Raw genomic sequence first — 16,796 nt, forward strand, 5'->3', positions numbered from 1 at the left:
TTATTTTAACGAACATCCTTGGAGGCCTCACGGGACCAGATTAAAGGTTGAATAATAATTGATAAACTAAGTGTAAACAATGTTAATGTTCGTTGTCAATGTTTATTTTCCAATTTGTAGATCGTTAACGTGCGGTAAATCCGCAACAAACTTTTCATAAGCCGTTTCTTCACCAGTTGCGCTGGTTTGAGCATCCGCAAAGCCTGCTTGATGCAGTTCGGTTTCGGCAACCGTGATATGATGCGTGAAGGTGGCGTTGCCAACGAGTTCAATCCAGTAGCGATCAGCTTGATGGTGAACGATGGTCTTGACCATGCCACCAGGGTTGTAGATGGTCATCGGCTCATCAAAATGCGCCAGTTCAGGATGCGTCAGCGCAAAAGCCAATGAGGTTGCTGACATCCCGGTTCCGCAGGCATTGGTGAAACCGACGCCGCGTTCAAACGTCCGGACAAACAGCTCGTTTTCGTTCAAAATCTGGGCAAAGTTCACGTTGACGCCATCAGGGAAATATGGGTTTTGACCATTCAGTCGTTCACCTAAGACGCCTAAAACGTTATCGGACAATTCAGCGGCTGAAACAAAACTGATCAGATGTGGATTAGGAACCGCGATGCTGGTAAAACGCAGTCCAGGAATAAACTCGGGAACCAGCGTATCAAGCAGCCGTTCATGGCCCAGATTGTCAAACGGCAGGGCTTCTTTGTTAAAGCGGACGGGTGAGATCTCAACGGCAAAAGCAGGTACGCCCGGCGCAAAATCATGCTGGCGCCGAACAAGCAGGTTGGCATCGCGCGTATCAACCTGGAACTCGTCTTGATCAAATTTTTCGGCCAGATAGCGGGCCACGGTACGCAGCCCATTGCCGCACATGGATGCTTCGCTACCATCGGCGTTGATGACACGCATTTGCGCCAGGGCTCCGGCTTTAGTTGGCTGATTGACAACCAGAATGCCATCCGCGCCGCCTAAAAGGCCAGTCTGGGGATTGGTGATTCTAGGAGCAAGTGTCTGCAGCTCAGCATCGGTGAGTGGTTGTTCCAGCGTTGTCTGATCCAGGATAAAGAATTGGTTTTGCGATCCATGAACCTTTAGTAGTTCCGTCATAAAAATACCTCTTTGTCTGATTAATTTGCGAAGAATTGATGATAGATGACCTGGACGGCTTTATCGGCATCTGCCCGCTTGGTCCCCAGCATGATTGAGATCTGAGAGGCCCCTTGGTTGATCATCTGCAGCGAGATGTGAGCATCGGCTAATGGCTGCAGAATGCCGGCAGCAGCGCCAACGCGATCACGCATTCCTTCACCGACGATCATGGTAATGGAGTAGTCGTCAATCCATTCCAGACGATCGGGATTGATCTTATTTTGAATCTCATCGCACAAAACGTCAATCAATTGATCATTCAAAAACTTTTTGTCAAAGATAATCGAAATATCATCGATCCCAGATGGCATGTGCTCATAAGGAACGTTGTGCTTTTCCAGAATATCCAGAATACGCAGGGTGAAGCCGGCTTCTTTGTTTAAGAGATACTTGTGCAGATAAAGTGCCGAAAAATGCTTGCCTGAAGCGACACCAGTGATGATGTTTTCCGGCTTGAAGCCCTTTTCGGGAACGATCATGGTACCAGGCTTTTCTGGGGCATGCGTGTTTTTGACGTTGATGGGAATCTGCCCTTGAATAGCAGGAATCAAGGCCTCATCGTGGAAGACCGAAAAGCCGGCATAGGAAAGCTCACGCATCTCACGGTAGGTCATCGTGCGGATCGGCTCAGGATTGTCGACTACGTTTGGATTAGCGGAGAAGATTGCATCCACGTCGGTAAAGTTTTCATACAGTCGCGCGTGAAAGCCCCGGGCCAGGATCGCGCCGGTAATGTCAGAGCCGCCCCGTGAGAACGTTGCGATATGACCAGAAGGCGTGATGCCAAAAAATCCTGGAAAGACCAGCCGATCATAGACCTCATACTTGAAACCGGCCAGATTACGGTAGGTTTCTGGATTGACGATTGCGTCGTTGGGTGCCCCTGTAACCATGATGCCGGCTTCAGTTGGATCAACGAATCGTGCCTTGATGCCCAGATGGTTCATAATCATTGCGATCAGCCGGGCATTAAGCCGCTCACCGTGGGCCTTGAAAGCGGCCAGCAGATATTCATCGTTTGGGTAGTCTTTTTTAGGCAGATCAACCAGCAGTTCCTTGATGATCTTGATTTTTTCATCCGGCAGATCAAAAAAGTGACCGATCGTTTCGTAGCGCTCGAAAATTTCTTGAACCGTCTTGGCGGTATCTTCTCCGTTGATCGTTTCATTGGCATAGCGGATCAAAAGGTCGGTTACCTTGATATCGCCGTCGTGTCGTTTACCAGGAGCCGAAACCACAACGATTTGACGAGCTGGGTCAGCCGTGATGATGTTCAATGCCTGTTTAACGGCAGCCCCCGTAGCCAATGAGGTGCCACCGAACTTTACAACTTTCATATTACAGACTCCTTTGTGCGTTGAAAATAATAAAGAACGCGAATTAATTTAATAGGATTCTAACATTTATTGACATCCTTGCAAGTCTGCTTTTTTAAAATTCGATAGCATAAACGTTTTACAAATCATAGTAGAAAAAATAAATGAGAAAAATTATCAGAATTTACTTGACGATTATTAAACTTAATTATAGACTAACTATTAAATCGAAGAGGCGCAGTCAACATGAGTACCGTATGTTAGTCGCAGACCAGACAATGATCGTACGGAAAAGGGGCGATTGCCGAAGCTTTCAGACCGGGTCGCGGCTTGATTGCTGGGGCGTGGCTGAACAAGTCACGGACTGTCGCGGAGAAAAACTTCGCGGAGCGCTATCGACCAATCAGATTAAATTTGACAACAGCCGCAGTGGGTGGCTTTTTGAAAATGGGATCCGTTGTTTGTGTGCGCACGAACAATGGATTTTTTCTTAGCGTTTTCCCCGTCAGAACAACGGAGGTTTTAGATTATGAATTCTCAGATTGCACCGGATCAGATCAACGCAGCAGGTCATTTGACGATTGGCGGTGTTGACTCGCTCGAACTAGCCAAGGAATATGGCACGCCGCTGGTAGTCTACGACGTGGCCCAGATTCGCCGCCAGATTCGTGCTTTTAAAAAGGTGTTTGAGCAGCGCCAGGTTGACTACGCGGTCAGCTATGCCAGCAAGGCGTTTGCCGCGATTGCCATGTATCAGGTTGTAGCTCATGAAGGCGGTCATGTTGATGTGGTTTCGGCCGGTGAGCTCTATACGGCAATCAAAGCTAACTTCCCAATGGAAAACGTATCTTTTCATGGCAACAACAAATCGCGGGCCGAATTAGAGATGGCCGTTGATCACCATGTGGGCATGATTGTGATCGACAACTTTCATGAAATTGAGCTGCTTAATGAAGTACTGGCCAGTCGTGATCAGTCAATCGACGTTATGATGCGGATCACACCGGGGATTTCCGCACATACGAATAAGTATATTCAAACTGGTCAGGTTGACAGCAAATTTGGCTTTGATCTGCAGTCCGGTCAGGCTGATGAAGCCCTGCAAAAGATTCTGGCCAGTCCACGAATGCATATGAAAGGGCTGCATGCCCATATCGGTTCGCAGATTTTTGAATTGAATGGCTTTCAGATGGCGGCTGCTAAATTGGTTGAGATTGCAGCTCATTGGCGCGACGAGTTTGGCTATGAGCCAGAAATCGTCAATGTCGGTGGCGGCTTCGGGATTCGCTACGTCAGCGCCGACCATCCATTGAAGCCAGAAGATTTTGTGGCAGCGATCATCGAAACTATTAAGGAAGAAACGCAAAAGCTGAATCTGAAGATGCCGGCTGTCTGGATCGAACCAGGCCGCTCAATCGCTGGTCCCGCCGGCTATAACCTTTATACAGTGGGCTCGCGTAAAGACGTTCCCGGCTTGCTGCCATATGTCATGATCGATGGCGGGATGGGCGACAACATTCGGCCAGCGCTTTATGAGGCGGAATACGAAACGGTGCTGGCTGCCGATCCGCAGGCGGAAAACGCTGAAACGGTGCGGCTGGCCGGTAAGTACTGTGAATCAGGCGATATTCTCAGTCAGCATCAGCCACTGCCAAAAACCAAGCCAGGCGATGTTTTGGCAATGCTGGATACGGGAGCCTATGGATATGCGATGGCTTCTAACTATAACCGCAACCCGCGGCCAGCAGTAGTCTTTGCCGAAAATGGTCAGGCTCACCTGGTAATTGAACGCGAATCACTTGATGATCTGGTTCATCTTGATCGTTCCTATTCTCAAGCCTAAGACGTTTTAAAATTTGAATATTAATAATAGTAGAAAAAGATTGGAGTTAATCAAAATGGCACAATTAGACGCACAAAGCATTATCAACTACATCGGCAATGCACCCAAGAAGACGCCCGTAAAGGTATTTGTCAAGGGTGATCTGGCTGCCGTAGACGTTCCGGAATCAATTCAAAGCTTTTTAGAAGCACGTACCGGCGTTTTGTTTGGCGACTGGGCCGACGTTAAGCCATTCTTGACTGCCAATGCTGCGCAGATTGAAGACTATCGCGTGGAAAACGATGCCCGCAATTCAGCCGTGCCGCTGCTGGATCTGAAGGGAATCAACGCGCGGATCGAACCTGGTGCCTTGATTCGGGATCAGGTTTTGATTGGCGATAATGCCGTTATCATGATGGGGGCAATCATCAACATTGGTGCAGAAATCGGTGCCGACTCCATGATTGACATGGGCGCGGTGCTAGGCGGCCGGGCAATCGTCGGCAAGCACTGTCATGTCGGCGCTGGCGCGGTTTTGGCCGGGGTAATCGAACCAGCGTCGGCTGAACCAGTCCGGATCGACGACAACGTTTTGATTGGTGCCAATGCCGTAGTAATTGAAGGCGTGCATGTTGGCGAGGGTGCCGTGATTGCTGCTGGTGCCGTCGTAACCCAAGACGTTGCTCCTCACACGGTCGTTGCCGGCGTGCCTGCTAAGTTTATCAAGAACGTTGATGACAAGACCGAATCAAAGACGGGCCTGGAAGAAGACTTGCGGAAGCTGTGATGATCGATGACAGAATTAAATGAAACACAATTAATCAAGATTCGCCGCGATCTGCATCAGATTCCAGAACTGGCGCTGCAGGAAAAACAGACGCATGACTACCTATTAAATACAATCAGCGGATTTAACCAGACTTATCTGGAAATTCGCCAACCGGAAAAATTGCCAACTGCATTGATGGTGTTGGTACACGGTAGTCAGCCAACTAGAACGATCGGCTATCGAACCGATATCGACGCGCTGCCGGTAGCAGAACAGACCGGCCTGCCGTTTGCTTCCAAGCATCCCGGCGTCATGCATGCCTGTGGCCACGATATCCACATGACGGTTGCGCTGGGGGTTTTAAGCTGGTTCAGTGAGCATCAGCCAAAAGACAATCTGCTGTTTTTCTTCCAACCAGCCGAAGAAAGCGAAAACGGCGGCAAGCTGGCCTATGAGCAGGGACTGTTTGATGGCAAGTGGCGACCAGATGAGTTCTACGGTCTGCACGATAATCCGGACCTGCCGGCTGGCGCGATTGGCTGTCGCATGGGCACGCTGTTTGCCGGCACGACTGAAGTCAACATTGATATTACCGGTAAGGGCGGTCACGCGGCCTTTCCGCAGGATGCCAATGATACGGTCGTGGCGATGGCGTCTTTGATCATGCAGGTTCAGACGATCATTTCACGCAGCATTGATCCGATTCAAAGCGGTGTGATCACGCTGGGTAAGGTTGAAGCCGGCACGATCCGCAACGTGATTGCCGGTCATGCCCATCTGGAAGGCACGATTCGCGGTCTGACGCAGGAAATGATTTTGAAGATCGATCAGCGTTTAAAAGACGTCTGCGAAGGAATTGCCAAAAGCTTTAACGTTAAAGTTGACCTGCAGTTGAATCAAGGTGGCTACTGGCCCGTTGAAAACAATCCCGAACTGACCAAACGCTTTATTGAATATATGAAACAGGCTGCTGGCGTTGAATTTATCGAAACTGCGCCGGCAATGACCGGTGAAGACTTTGGCTATCTGCTGGCCAAGTTCCCCGGCACCATGTTTTGGCTGGGAGTTGAAGATGACTCACAGTTGCATTCGGCGACCTTAAAACCGGATGAACGCGCTATTAAACGGGGCGTGGATGCTATTACCGGATTTTTGAACTATCGTATGCAAAACTAGGGGGATTTAACTATGAATTTACAAGATGCTGATTTGTTAACTGCCATCGTAACACCATTTAATGAACAAAATGAATTGGACTTTGCCAGTTTGGCCAAGCTGACCAACCATTTGATCGAACAGGGCAGCAACGGTTTTGTCATTGGCGGTACGACTGGTGAGACGCCAACGCTCAGCCATGACGAAAAGCTGGCGCTGTATCGTGAGTTTGCTAAGATCATTGATGGCCGCGTTCCGGTGATTGCCGGCACTGGCAGCAACAATACTGCCGAAACGATTGCCTTTACCAATGAGGTGGCTGAGATCGAAGGCATTGACTATGCGCTGGTCGTGGTACCGCCATACAACAAGCCTAATCAGCGTGGCATGATTGCCCACTTTACGGCGGTAGCAGATCAGTCCAAGTTGCCAATCGTGATCTATAACATTCCTGGTCGAACCGGCGTTAAGATGGCTGCCGAAACGATCGTGGAGCTTTCACATCATGAAAACATCAAGGCCGTTAAGCAATGTGCCTCGCTGGAAGAGATGCAGTACGTGATCGATCACAAGGACGAGGATTTCCAAGTCTTTACCGGCGAAGACGCTCAAGCATTGACAGCGCGCGTCTTAGGAGCTAATGGCGTGATCTCGGTTGCTTCGCATAATTACTGTGCCCAGATGCGGGAAATGTATGATCAATTGTATAATGGTAATTGGCAGGCGGCCGCACGTCTGCAGCGCTGGCTGACGCCAAGAATGGCCGCGCTGTTCATGTACCCATCACCATCACCAGTCAAGGCGGTCTTAAACGCGCAAGGCTTTGGCGTGGGTGGCTGCCGTCTGCCGATTGCTACTCTGAACGACAACGAAAAGCAGCAGCTGGCACAGGCGCTGTCATTGCCTGCCGATGCGCTGGCTCATGAGTTGCCATTGAATCTTGGAAAGGGTGATGTTGATGACTAGTGTACTGATCGCCGGGTTTGCTGGTGCAATGGGACAAAAGGCCGTTGATCTGGTCAATGGCATGGCGGATTTTCAAATCGTTGCCGCTTTTTCGCCACAAGCCGACCGTAACGATCCGGAACGCTATAACTTAAATGACGATGTCCAGATCTTTAATGATTTAGCAGCGATTCCCGATCAAGCAGCTGATGTCTGGATCGACTTTACTGTTCCCAGTGCGGTTTATGAAAACGTCAAATTCGCGCTGAATCACGGGATGCGCCCCGTGGTTGGCACGACTGGTCTGACTGATGAACAGGAAGCCGAACTCAAGGCCCTTGCCAAAGCCAATCATTTAGGTGGCCTGATCGCGCCTAACTTTGGCATGTCGGCGGTCTTGCTGATGAAGTTCGCCCAGGAAGCCGCCAAGTATTTCCCAGACGTCGAGGTTATTGAAATGCACCATGCCGATAAGAAAGACGCACCATCAGGAACGGCATTGAGTACGGCTAAGATGATGGCACAAAATCGTCAGCCGCACGAAAGCAATCCAGATGAGGTCGAAACGCTTGCCAACGTCCGCGGTGGCGACTATCAAGGCATTCGCATTCACTCGGTCCGTCTGCCGGGCTACATTGCCCATGAGCAGGTGCTGTTTGGCGGCACTGGCGAGGCATTGACCATTCGCCAGGATTCATTTGATCGGGGCTCGTTTATGAGCGGCGTTAAGGTAGCTCTAGAAAAGGTTGCGTCGCTGAATGAACTGGTTGTCGGTTTGGAAAATATTCTTTGATGTAAAGGGGAAATTTGTTTATGCCAACTCTAGCAAAAGATCTTAATGAAACGGTCAACCCACGCGTGGCCGCAATCTCACCATCTGGAATTCGTTCTTTTGATGCGCACGTCTCTAAGATTCCAGGCATCGTTAAACTGACGATTGGCGAACCTGATCTTAACGTTCCTGAACACGTTAAGCAGGCAGCCGTGCAAAGTATTGTTGAAAATGATTCGCACTACACTTCTAACCGCGGCAAGATTGAACTGCGAAAAGCCATCAGCGGTTATCTGGAACGGACGCGCGGCGTGCACTATGACCCAGAAACCGAAATCGTTGCTACGGTTGGTGCAACCGAGGCTCTGGCAGCGACGATCTTTTCTCTGATCAATGAAGGCGACAAGGTGATCATTCCAACGCCGGCCTTCTCGCTGTACTTCCCGCTGGTTTCTCTGGCAGGTGGGACGCCGGTGCAGGTTGACGTTTCTGAGGACGATTTTGTCTTGACGCCTGAGCTGCTGGAAAACGTTTTGAAAAAAGAAGGTCCAGCGGTTAAAGCCGTTTTGCTGAACTACCCAGTCAACCCAACCGGCCGTGAATATCCACGCGAAGTGCTGGAAGGCCTGGCTAAGGTTATTGCCGATCATCATCTGTACGTATTTGCTGATGAAATCTACAGTGATCTGGTTTATGGTGTGGAACACACGTCAATGGCTACGCTTTTGCCGGACCGGACCATCTTTATCTCTGGCCTGTCCAAGTCGCATGCCATGACTGGTTATCGAATGGGATATTTTGCTGGTCCTAAAGAAGCAATCGACAACATCACCAAGCTGCATTCATTCTTGGTAACCTCAATTACCGACTCAACACAGGCAGCAGCCATTGAAGCCTACACCAATGGGGATGAGGATCCGGTTAAGGCACGGGCCATCTACCAAAAACGGCGTGACTATGTTTTGAAGTCTTTAAACGACATGGGCATCGAAACGGTTCCACCACAAGGCGCGTTCTACATCTTCGCCAAGATTCCAGCCAGCTATGGTACGGATGACATGCAGTTTGCCTTGGATCTGGCCAAGGAAGCCCAGGTCGGCGTAACGCCAGGCAATGCTTTTGGTGCTGGTGGTGCCGGTTGGGTACGGCTGTCATACGCGGCTTCTGATGAGGATCTGCACACGGCCATGGAACGCATGAAGCCATTTATTGAAAAGGTTAACGCAAAGAACTAAAGGAGCGATTATACTATGAGCAAGCAATACAATGTCGCAATTCTGGGTGCCACGGGGGCGGTCGGCACGCGGATGATTGAACAATTAGCCCAATCTACGATTCCCGTTAAGCATGTTAAGCTTTTGGCATCCAAAAAATCGGCCGGTAAGACGCTGCAGTTTAAGGGTCAGCCGGTAACCGTTGAGGAAACGACTCCTGAATCCTTTGACGGTGTTGACATTGTATTGTCGTCTGCTGGCGGATCGGTTTCCAAGAAGTTTCTGCCAGAAGCCGTTAAGCGCGGGGCAGTCTGTGTTGACAATACCAGCGCCTTTCGGATGGAGCCGGATGTGCCGTTGGTCGTACCAGAAGTCAACGAAGCCGCTCTGAAGGATCATCATGGCATCGTGGCCAATCCCAACTGTTCGACGATTCAAATGGTAATGGCTTTGGAACCAGTTCGCCGCAACTTCGGCTTAAAGCAGATCGTGGTTTCCACTTATCAGGCAGCTTCGGGTGCTGGTCAATCCGCTTTAAACGAAATGTATCAAGAAGCCCAAGACTTTTTGGATGGCAAGGACATGCAGGCGGATGCTCATATTCTGCCAACCAAGGGCGACAAGAAGCATTATCCACTGGCCTTTAACCTGTTGCCGCAAATTGACGTTTTGGAGGAATCAGGCTACTCGCATGAAGAATGGAAGATGATTCATGAAACCAAGAAGATCATGCTTGGCGACATGAATTCACAAGACATTAAGGTTACGGCTACCTGTGTCCGCGTACCGGTGCCAATCGCGCATGGCGAAAGCGTCTACTTTACGGTTGAGGATGAATCGGCTACGGCTCAAGATATTATGCGCGTAGTGGCTGACTTCCCTGGCAACGTTTTGGAAGACGATATTGCTCATCAGATCTACCCACAGCCAATCAATGCAGTCGGCAAGCGGGAGACGTTTGTTGGCCGGATTCGTCCTGATTATGAAAACAAGGGTGCCTTCAACATGTGGGTCGTTGCTGACAATCTGTTGAAGGGCGCTGCCTGGAATACGGTTGAAAATGCCGAGCGTCTGGTAGCACTGGGTCTGGTCTAAGCGATGTCTTGAAACTAGAATCAACTTAAACTGAAAATCCGTCTGGCTGATTGCGGGACGGATTTTTTGTTATACTGGAAATATAATTTGGAACCAGGAAGGAAGATTTATTTATGGATGCCAACCATCTTTCATTACGATTGGCGCGTGTTGCCAGCTATGTACCTAAAGGAGCCCGCATGGCCGATATTGGCTCTGATCATGCCTATCTGCCGGCACACCTGGCATTAAACGGACAGATTGAGTATGCCGTTGCTGGGGAGGTTGTCAAAGGACCTTTTGAAAACGCCGCGCATGAGATCAAGCAGCTGCAGCTTGACAACGTGATTCAGCCGCGGCTTGCCGATGGACTGGCGGCAATTCAAGCTGATGATCGCATTGATACGATTACGATTGCTGGGATGGGCGGAACCTTGATTGCCAAGATTCTGGCTGCCGACACGCAAAAACTTGCCAAAGTCAAGCGCTTGATCCTGCAGCCCAACGTTGGTGGTGAGCGCGTCAGAGAATGGCTCTTGGCTAATCAATGGCAGATCATAGCTGAAGAAGTGCTTGAAGAAGATGACCATATTTATGAGATCATCGTGGCTGAGCCTTCGATCGTGCCATTTACCTATAACGACCGTGAGCTTAAGTTTGGTCCTTTCTTATTGGAACAGGATCAGCCTGCTTTTCGAAAAGAATGGCTGGCCGAGCTTGAGCGAGAGCAGGTTGCCATTGAACAGATGAAAAAAGCGGCCCAGCCACCAGTTGCCAAGATCAAGGAGTTTGAACGCGAGGTGCAGATGATTAAAGAGGTGATCAAATGACGACTGGAAACGATCTTATTCAACGGTTTGAAATGTTTGCCAATCCGGCTTTGGCTGAATCATGGGATCATGTCGGCCTGCAGCTGGGTAATCCCGAACGACCGGTCAAACGGGTCATGACAGCGTTGGACTGCCGCCCAGAAGTCGTTCAAGAAGCAATTGAAAAAAACGTTGACTTTATCTTCAATCACCATCCAGCCATGTTTCATGCCGCTAAGACGCTAGACGTGCGCGACCCGCAGATTGCCATGTATCAAACGCTTTTGGAGCATGGTATTACGGTTTATGCGGCACATACCAACCTTGACAATGCCAATGGAGGGATGAACGATTGGCTGGCGACCCAATTAGAACTGACCAACGTTGAGCCGCTGCAGATTACGGGGATTGATCCGATCTCGGGACGCGACTATGGAATGGGACGGCTGGGCGACTTATTGCAGCCAATGAGTCCAGCGGCGTTTGGTCAATGGTGTCTGGAAAAGTTTCAGCTTAATGGGGCCCGTTTGATCGTTAATCCAGCCGATCAAAAGCAGCTGATCAAGCGAGTGGCGATTTTGGGCGGCTCCGGACAGGATTTTTGGCAGCTGGCGAAAAAGCGCGGGGCTGATGCGTATGTAACTGGAGATGTGAGCTATCACTTTGCTCATGACATGATTGCCAGCCATTTAACGGTGGTTGATGCCGGTCATCATATCGAAGCCGTCTGTCAGGATCAGCTGGCCAGTCTGCTTAAAAAATGGCGCCAGGAAAACGACTGGGATTTTGAGATCATAACCTCTGAGATCAATACGGAGCCGTTTAAGTTTATCGTCAAATAGGCTGACTTTGCCTGCTCTGTTTATTGAAAAAGTGATAAAGTTGACGTATTGGTAGTAATGACTAATTCATAAAGAAAAGGTGATCGATTTGACTGAAGAAAAATATCCTGAACTGCTGCCGCGTTTTTTGAAATACGTTCAAGTTGAAACGCGCTCAGATCCACAATCAGCCACGGTGCCTTCCAGTCCTAAAGAAACGGCCTTTTTAAAACAGCTGGCGCAAGAGCTGCAAGACCTGGGACTGAGCAACGTGCGCATTCATCCGCAAAACTCATATCTGTTGGCAACGATCCCCAGCAATCTTGATCATGACGCGCCGGTTGTTGGCTTGATTGCCCATATTGATACGGCGGACTTTAATGCCGACCATGTCCGGCCGCAGATGATTGACGATTATGATGGTCAATCTGACATTGCCTTGTCGGACAGCGGCTACCAGCTTTCACCGGCCGAGTTCCCATCATTGAAAAAATATGCGCATCAGACGCTGATTACGACGGATGGCCGCACGCTTTTAGGCGCTGATGACAAATCAGGCGTGGCTGAGATCGTAACGATGGCGTCATATCTGCTGAAGCATCCTGAAATCAAGCATGGCACGATTCAGATCGGTCTGGGGCCGGACGAGGAGATTGGTACTGGTGCCGACCACTTTGACGTTAAGGACTTTGGGGCTGATTTTGCCTATACGGTTGATGGTGGTCCACTGGGAGAGTTAGAGTATGAAACCTTTAACGCTGCTCAAGCCGAGATTACGATTACTGGTAAGGACGTCCACACTGGGGTTGCCAAGGGAACGATGATCAATGCCATTCAAGTCGGCATCGATCTGCACAACCGTCTGCCAGAACACGATCGCGCTGAGGAGACGGCCGGTCGCGAAGGCTTTTACCATCTCTACAAGTTCAATGGCGGCGTTGACCATGCCGAAATGACCTACCTGATTCGGGATCATGATCGCCAAAAATTCGAAGAGCGCAAGCAGAATCTCAAACAGATCGTTGCACAGCTAAACGAACAGCTGGGTGAAGAGCGGATTCAAATGAAGCTTTACGATCAATACTATAATTTAAAGGACGCGCTCAAGGATCACATGGAAGTCGTTGCAATTGCCAAGCAGGCGATGGAGAATCTGGATATTGAGCCAGTGATCTATCCAGTGCGGGGCGGTACGGACGGCTCCACGATCTCTTATCTGGGGCTGCCAACGCCAAACCTGTTTGCGGGTGGCGAGAACATGCACTCGCGCTTTGAGTACGTTTCTTTGCAGACCATGGAAAAAGCCTTGGATGTTTTGCTGGAGATCGTCAAGCTGACGGCCCAGACACCGATTAAATAGTTTTGCCGTTTAAAGAGTATATAGTATAAAATCCCTGCCGCAGCTGAGTGGTAGGGATTTTTAAGTTGAAATGTTTGAAAACGCTGTAATGATTGATTAGTTGGTGATATGCTTAAAAAAACGGCTTGAAATTGGAAAGGATGATGAGTCATGCAAACCGTTACGATCAATCAGCGCGTGCTGGCGGCAGTCGGTCTGGGCACCTGGCACATGGGAGATGATCCTGCTAAGAGTACGATGGAGATTCAAGCGCTGCAGGCAGGCATTAAAGCCGGTGCGCAGGTCATCGATACGGCCGAGATGTATGGCAATGGCAGGGCCGAGCGTCTGGTTGCCGAAGCCATCAAGCCGTTTGATCGGCAAGACCTGTTTATCATTGACAAGGTCTTGCCACAGCACGCGAGCCACGCGCAGCTGGAGCAGAGTCTGGATCGCAGTCTAAGAAACGTTGGCACGGATTATTTTGATTTATATCTTTTGCATTGGCGCGGACAGGTCCCATTGGCTGAAACCGTGGCCGAACTGGAGCGGGTCAAGCAGGCTGGCAAGATTCGAGCCTGGGGCGTCTCTAATTTTGACGTGGCTGATCTAAAAGAGCTGTATGCCCTGCCAAACGGCGATAACTGCGCGGCGAACGAAGATCTTTATAATCTTGATCGGCGGGGGATCGAATATGATCTGCTAGCCTGGCAAAAAAATCAAGGACTGCCGTTGATTGCTTATTCGCCGGTTGCACAAGGCGATACGTTAAGTGGCCGACTCACCGCGGATCCAACGCTGCAAAAACTGGCTGCTCGGCATCACGCTACGGTTTATCAGATCATGTTAGCCTGGACCATTCGCTGCGGCAATACGCTGACGATTCCTCAGACCGGCAACCCTGAGCATGCTCGGCAGAACGTAGCGGCTGGCGAGCTGGAATTTAGTGACGCGGAGTTGTTGGAGCTGGAACGAGCCTTCCCATCACCGCGCCAAAAACAGCCGCTGGCCACGATTTAGTCACTGCAATCGGAAGCAGCTCAAGAAAAGTTTAGCTGACTTTATACTTTGAAAATGATGTAAAGGGCGTCGCGTCACTAATTAAAACGTGTTACTATAGTTTTAAGGATGGAGCGGTTGAACGAAATCGCTCCTTTTATTATTGGGGGAGTAGTTAATGAAACAAAAAATGCTAAAGCTGCTGCTGATGCCGCTGCTGGCACTGGGAATCGGCATCCAGACGCCATCAATGCCGACTGGATCGCATACGGTGCAGTCAACAGTCGTTAAGGCAGCCAAAAAACATCAGTCGCAACGCGTAAAAAAGCAGGCCGCTGCGTCTTCCAGCCAGTCTGATGAGCAGCTGGCTCAGCTTAACTATCAAGGAACGCAGACCATCAGCGTCAATAATGGTCAGCCGGATTTTACCAGTGAGGATCTGGATACCAGTCATGGCGCCTGGCAGCAATACGGCAATCTGGATCGTTTAAATCGTGCCACGCAAGCCAACGCACTGCTGAATCGTTCTTTGATGCCCAAAGCCAAGCGCGAGCCGTTAAACGTCACGCCCACCGGCTGGCATAACAAAAAGATCAAGGGTGGCTATCTGTATAACCGCTCGCATCTGATCGGCTATCAGCTGACGGGGCAAAACAACAACTGGAAAAATCTGATTACCGGAACGCGCTCGCTCAATGATCCTGAGATGGTTCGCTATGAAGATGAGGTTGCCGACTATCTGCGGACGCATCCTAATGACTATGTCCGCTATCAGGTGACGCCGATTTTTCGGGGCGATGAGCTGCTGGCGCGGGGCGTGCACATGCAGGCTCAGTCAGTCAACACTCAGGCCATCAAGTTCAACGTCTATATCTTTAACGTGCAGGATGGCGTAACGCTCAACTATGCTGATGGGACCAGTACGGTTGACAATAGTGCCCAGAACGTCAGCTCAACGCCGGCTGTTTCTAAAACCGCAAACAGTCAAGCACCCAGCCAAGGCAATAATGACCAGACCACCGTCTATGTCACGCCTAATGGCACCAAATATCATCTGAACCGTAACTGCCGCGCCCTGGCCCGTTCCAAAACCGTTGATTCAATGACGCAGGGACAGGCAATTGCTGATGGTTATACGCTTTGCGGCTTTGAGCGCTAAGCAGAAAACAAAAAAGAGCACTGAAGACTTTCAGTGCTCTTTTTATAATTGCTGAGTAAAATTATTTAGCAGCCTTTTCTGGGTTAGCCTGCTTTGAAATCAGGGAAATGCAGTTGGTTGCCAATAATGCTACAACAACGGCAACAATACCAGTAGTTACGTAATTAACCGTGCAGCTTTCCAGTTGACCGGCAATGTAGCCCAAAACGTCACCCAGAATAAAGCTCCAGATAATGATCATAATTTCTTTGCCAATTGTACGCATTTTAGTTCACCCCTTAGTTGGATACAAAACTATTCTAACATAAAAAATCTGACTTGAGTATTGATAATCTAAGGCATTATTAAGCAACTGACTCAGGTGCCAAGCTGCCTGGTAAGAAAAGAAAAGCGTTCTCAGGTCGGTTGATTGATTCATGGTTCCAGGACTGACTGAGCCTGCGGAATTCAGATCAGATTTGGCGGAACGCTTTTAAGCCGAATAAATTTATAAAATAGCGCTTTGAATGTGAAAATGATGTTATAATTCCAATAATTTTCTAATTAAGGGAGGAAGAAACTATGTCAGCATCGCTCGGTGACTCGCAGTTGCTGTTAGAGACTATCGATGGTCAACAGCTGTTCGTTCGCCAAAACCTACCCGTGGCGCCGGCTGCCGTATTGGTTATCGTTCATGGTCTGGGAGGCCATCAAGGTCGTTACGACTATATGACCAATTATTTCGTTCGTCACCACGTTGCCGTTTATCGCTATGATCATCGCGGTCACGGTCAGACACCTGGGCCGCATGGCGTTTATGGCGATTTCAATCATTTTCCTGATGATCTTAAAACCGTCGTTGACTGGGCCAAGAAAAACACGCCGCATCTGCCGATCTTTGTGGTTGGACACAGTCTGGGCGGCGGTACGGCGATGGCATTTGGCGCCAAATATCCCCAGACGGTCAATGGCATTATTTCGGTAGGAGCCTTGACGCGCTATCACCATCAGATTTTTGGTCCGGTTCGTCATTTTGGCGATGATGAAACGATCAGTGGCAGCTTTGGTGATCGCAGCAACAGCAGTGCCTGGATGCGGCAAGACTATCAAGACGATCCATTGAACCTGACTGAGATTAAAGGCTCGCTGCTGAATGCGGCGATGGATCTGGTGACTTTTAATCGAACACATGCGGCCGATTTTGTCGATCCGGTCTTGATTCTGCATGGTGCCGAAGATGGCGTTGTCAGCGTCACGGATTCAATGGACAGCTACCGTGAGATTTCGTCGCGCGACAAAGAGCTTCACATCTATCCATTTTTAAGACATCAGGTATTAAATGAGCCATCGCGGCGGCTGGCGGTTTATCAAGAAATTTTGGACTGGATGAAAAAATATGGCTAAATCAATGAAAAGTCAGCTGATTGGGTACACACCAGTCAACTGGCTTTTTATTAATGCTGTAGCGCGCTTT

At 49.5% G+C, this 16,796-nt stretch carries 16 protein-coding genes and 1 riboswitch; of the genes, 13 read left to right on the forward strand and 3 right to left on the reverse strand.

What is annotated here, in order from left to right; translation table 11 throughout:
• Positions 1 to 102 precede the first annotated feature (102 nt).
• Together dapF and FC47_RS02105 are read right to left on the reverse strand one after the other, a co-directional pair.
• On the reverse strand, positions 103 to 1,107 hold the full coding sequence (gene dapF / locus FC47_RS02100; protein ID WP_056967713.1) for a diaminopimelate epimerase: 1,005 nt from the start codon (positions 1,105 to 1,107) through the stop codon (positions 103 to 105).
• Positions 1,108 to 1,127: 20 nt separating this feature from the next.
• Positions 1,128 to 2,486 (reverse strand): aspartate kinase, encoded by a 1,359-nt coding sequence (locus FC47_RS02105; protein WP_045025435.1) that lies wholly within the window; start codon positions 2,484 to 2,486, stop codon positions 1,128 to 1,130.
• A 201-nt stretch (positions 2,487 to 2,687) separates the two neighbouring features.
• Positions 2,688 to 2,869: riboswitch (Lysine riboswitch) on the forward strand.
• 125 nt (positions 2,870 to 2,994) lie between these two features.
• On the opposite strand from FC47_RS02105, the gene lysA reads away from it, so the two are divergent.
• The 12 genes from lysA to FC47_RS10375 all read left to right on the forward strand — a co-directional run bounded on the left by lysA (position 2,995) and on the right by FC47_RS10375 (position 15,343).
• Positions 2,995 to 4,308 carry a diaminopimelate decarboxylase gene (gene lysA / locus FC47_RS02110; protein ID WP_048345160.1) on the forward strand — a complete coding sequence of 438 codons (1,314 nt, stop codon included), beginning with the start codon at positions 2,995 to 2,997 and terminating at the stop codon, positions 4,306 to 4,308.
• A 55-nt stretch (positions 4,309 to 4,363) separates the two neighbouring features.
• A complete protein-coding gene (gene dapD, locus FC47_RS02115) occupies positions 4,364 to 5,074 on the forward strand; it encodes a 2,3,4,5-tetrahydropyridine-2,6-dicarboxylate N-acetyltransferase (RefSeq protein WP_045025433.1) in 711 nt (236 codons plus the stop codon).
• A 6-nt stretch (positions 5,075 to 5,080) separates the two neighbouring features.
• Positions 5,081 to 6,232, forward strand: a complete 1,152-nt coding sequence (locus tag FC47_RS02120; RefSeq protein WP_056967715.1) for an N-acetyldiaminopimelate deacetylase — start codon at positions 5,081 to 5,083, stop codon at positions 6,230 to 6,232.
• A 12-nt stretch (positions 6,233 to 6,244) separates the two neighbouring features.
• Complete coding sequence (gene dapA / locus FC47_RS02125) at positions 6,245 to 7,177, forward strand: 4-hydroxy-tetrahydrodipicolinate synthase (RefSeq protein ID WP_045025431.1); 933 nt, start codon at positions 6,245 to 6,247, stop codon at positions 7,175 to 7,177.
• Positions 7,167 to 7,949, forward strand: coding sequence for a 4-hydroxy-tetrahydrodipicolinate reductase (dapB, locus tag FC47_RS02130; RefSeq protein WP_162258414.1), 783 nt, complete (start codon positions 7,167 to 7,169; stop codon positions 7,947 to 7,949). The genes dapA and dapB overlap by 11 nt, the downstream gene beginning before the upstream one ends.
• Positions 7,950 to 7,969: 20 nt before the next feature.
• Positions 7,970 to 9,163 carry an aminotransferase class I/II-fold pyridoxal phosphate-dependent enzyme gene (locus tag FC47_RS02135; RefSeq protein WP_033935593.1) on the forward strand — a complete coding sequence of 398 codons (1,194 nt, stop codon included), beginning with the start codon at positions 7,970 to 7,972 and terminating at the stop codon, positions 9,161 to 9,163.
• A gap of 15 nt (positions 9,164 to 9,178) precedes the next feature.
• Entirely contained in the window at positions 9,179 to 10,237 is a 1,059-nt protein-coding gene (locus FC47_RS02140) for an aspartate-semialdehyde dehydrogenase (protein WP_033934767.1), read from the forward strand.
• A gap of 113 nt (positions 10,238 to 10,350) precedes the next feature.
• Positions 10,351 to 11,046, forward strand: coding sequence for a tRNA (adenine(22)-N(1))-methyltransferase (locus tag FC47_RS02145; RefSeq protein WP_056967717.1), 696 nt, complete (start codon positions 10,351 to 10,353; stop codon positions 11,044 to 11,046).
• Positions 11,043 to 11,867, forward strand: coding sequence for a Nif3-like dinuclear metal center hexameric protein (locus FC47_RS02150; protein WP_045025430.1), 825 nt, complete (start codon positions 11,043 to 11,045; stop codon positions 11,865 to 11,867). The genes FC47_RS02145 and FC47_RS02150 overlap by 4 nt, the downstream gene beginning before the upstream one ends.
• An 88-nt stretch (positions 11,868 to 11,955) precedes the next feature.
• Positions 11,956 to 13,206 (forward strand): peptidase T, encoded by a 1,251-nt coding sequence (gene pepT, locus FC47_RS02155; RefSeq protein WP_045025429.1) that lies wholly within the window; start codon positions 11,956 to 11,958, stop codon positions 13,204 to 13,206.
• Between the two features lie 150 nt (positions 13,207 to 13,356).
• Positions 13,357 to 14,205 (forward strand): aldo/keto reductase, encoded by an 849-nt coding sequence (locus FC47_RS02160; protein ID WP_056967719.1) that lies wholly within the window; start codon positions 13,357 to 13,359, stop codon positions 14,203 to 14,205.
• Positions 14,206 to 14,362: 157 nt separating this feature from the next.
• On the forward strand, positions 14,363 to 15,343 hold the full coding sequence (locus FC47_RS10375) for a DNA/RNA non-specific endonuclease (protein WP_045025427.1): 981 nt from the start codon (positions 14,363 to 14,365) through the stop codon (positions 15,341 to 15,343).
• Positions 15,344 to 15,404: 61 nt separating this feature from the next.
• On the opposite strand, the gene FC47_RS02170 is transcribed toward FC47_RS10375, so the two are convergent.
• On the reverse strand, positions 15,405 to 15,608 hold the full coding sequence (locus FC47_RS02170) for a YjzD family protein (protein ID WP_033934762.1): 204 nt from the start codon (positions 15,606 to 15,608) through the stop codon (positions 15,405 to 15,407).
• A gap of 296 nt (positions 15,609 to 15,904) precedes the next feature.
• Between FC47_RS02170 and FC47_RS02175 the strand changes: the two genes are divergently transcribed.
• Positions 15,905 to 16,726, forward strand: coding sequence for an alpha/beta hydrolase (locus FC47_RS02175; RefSeq protein WP_056967721.1), 822 nt, complete (start codon positions 15,905 to 15,907; stop codon positions 16,724 to 16,726).
• Positions 16,727 to 16,796: the final 70 nt, after the last annotated feature.

Origin of the sequence: Limosilactobacillus mucosae DSM 13345 (genome assembly GCF_001436025.1) — a bacterium.
GTDB classification, from domain to species: domain Bacteria; phylum Bacillota; class Bacilli; order Lactobacillales; family Lactobacillaceae; genus Limosilactobacillus; species Limosilactobacillus mucosae.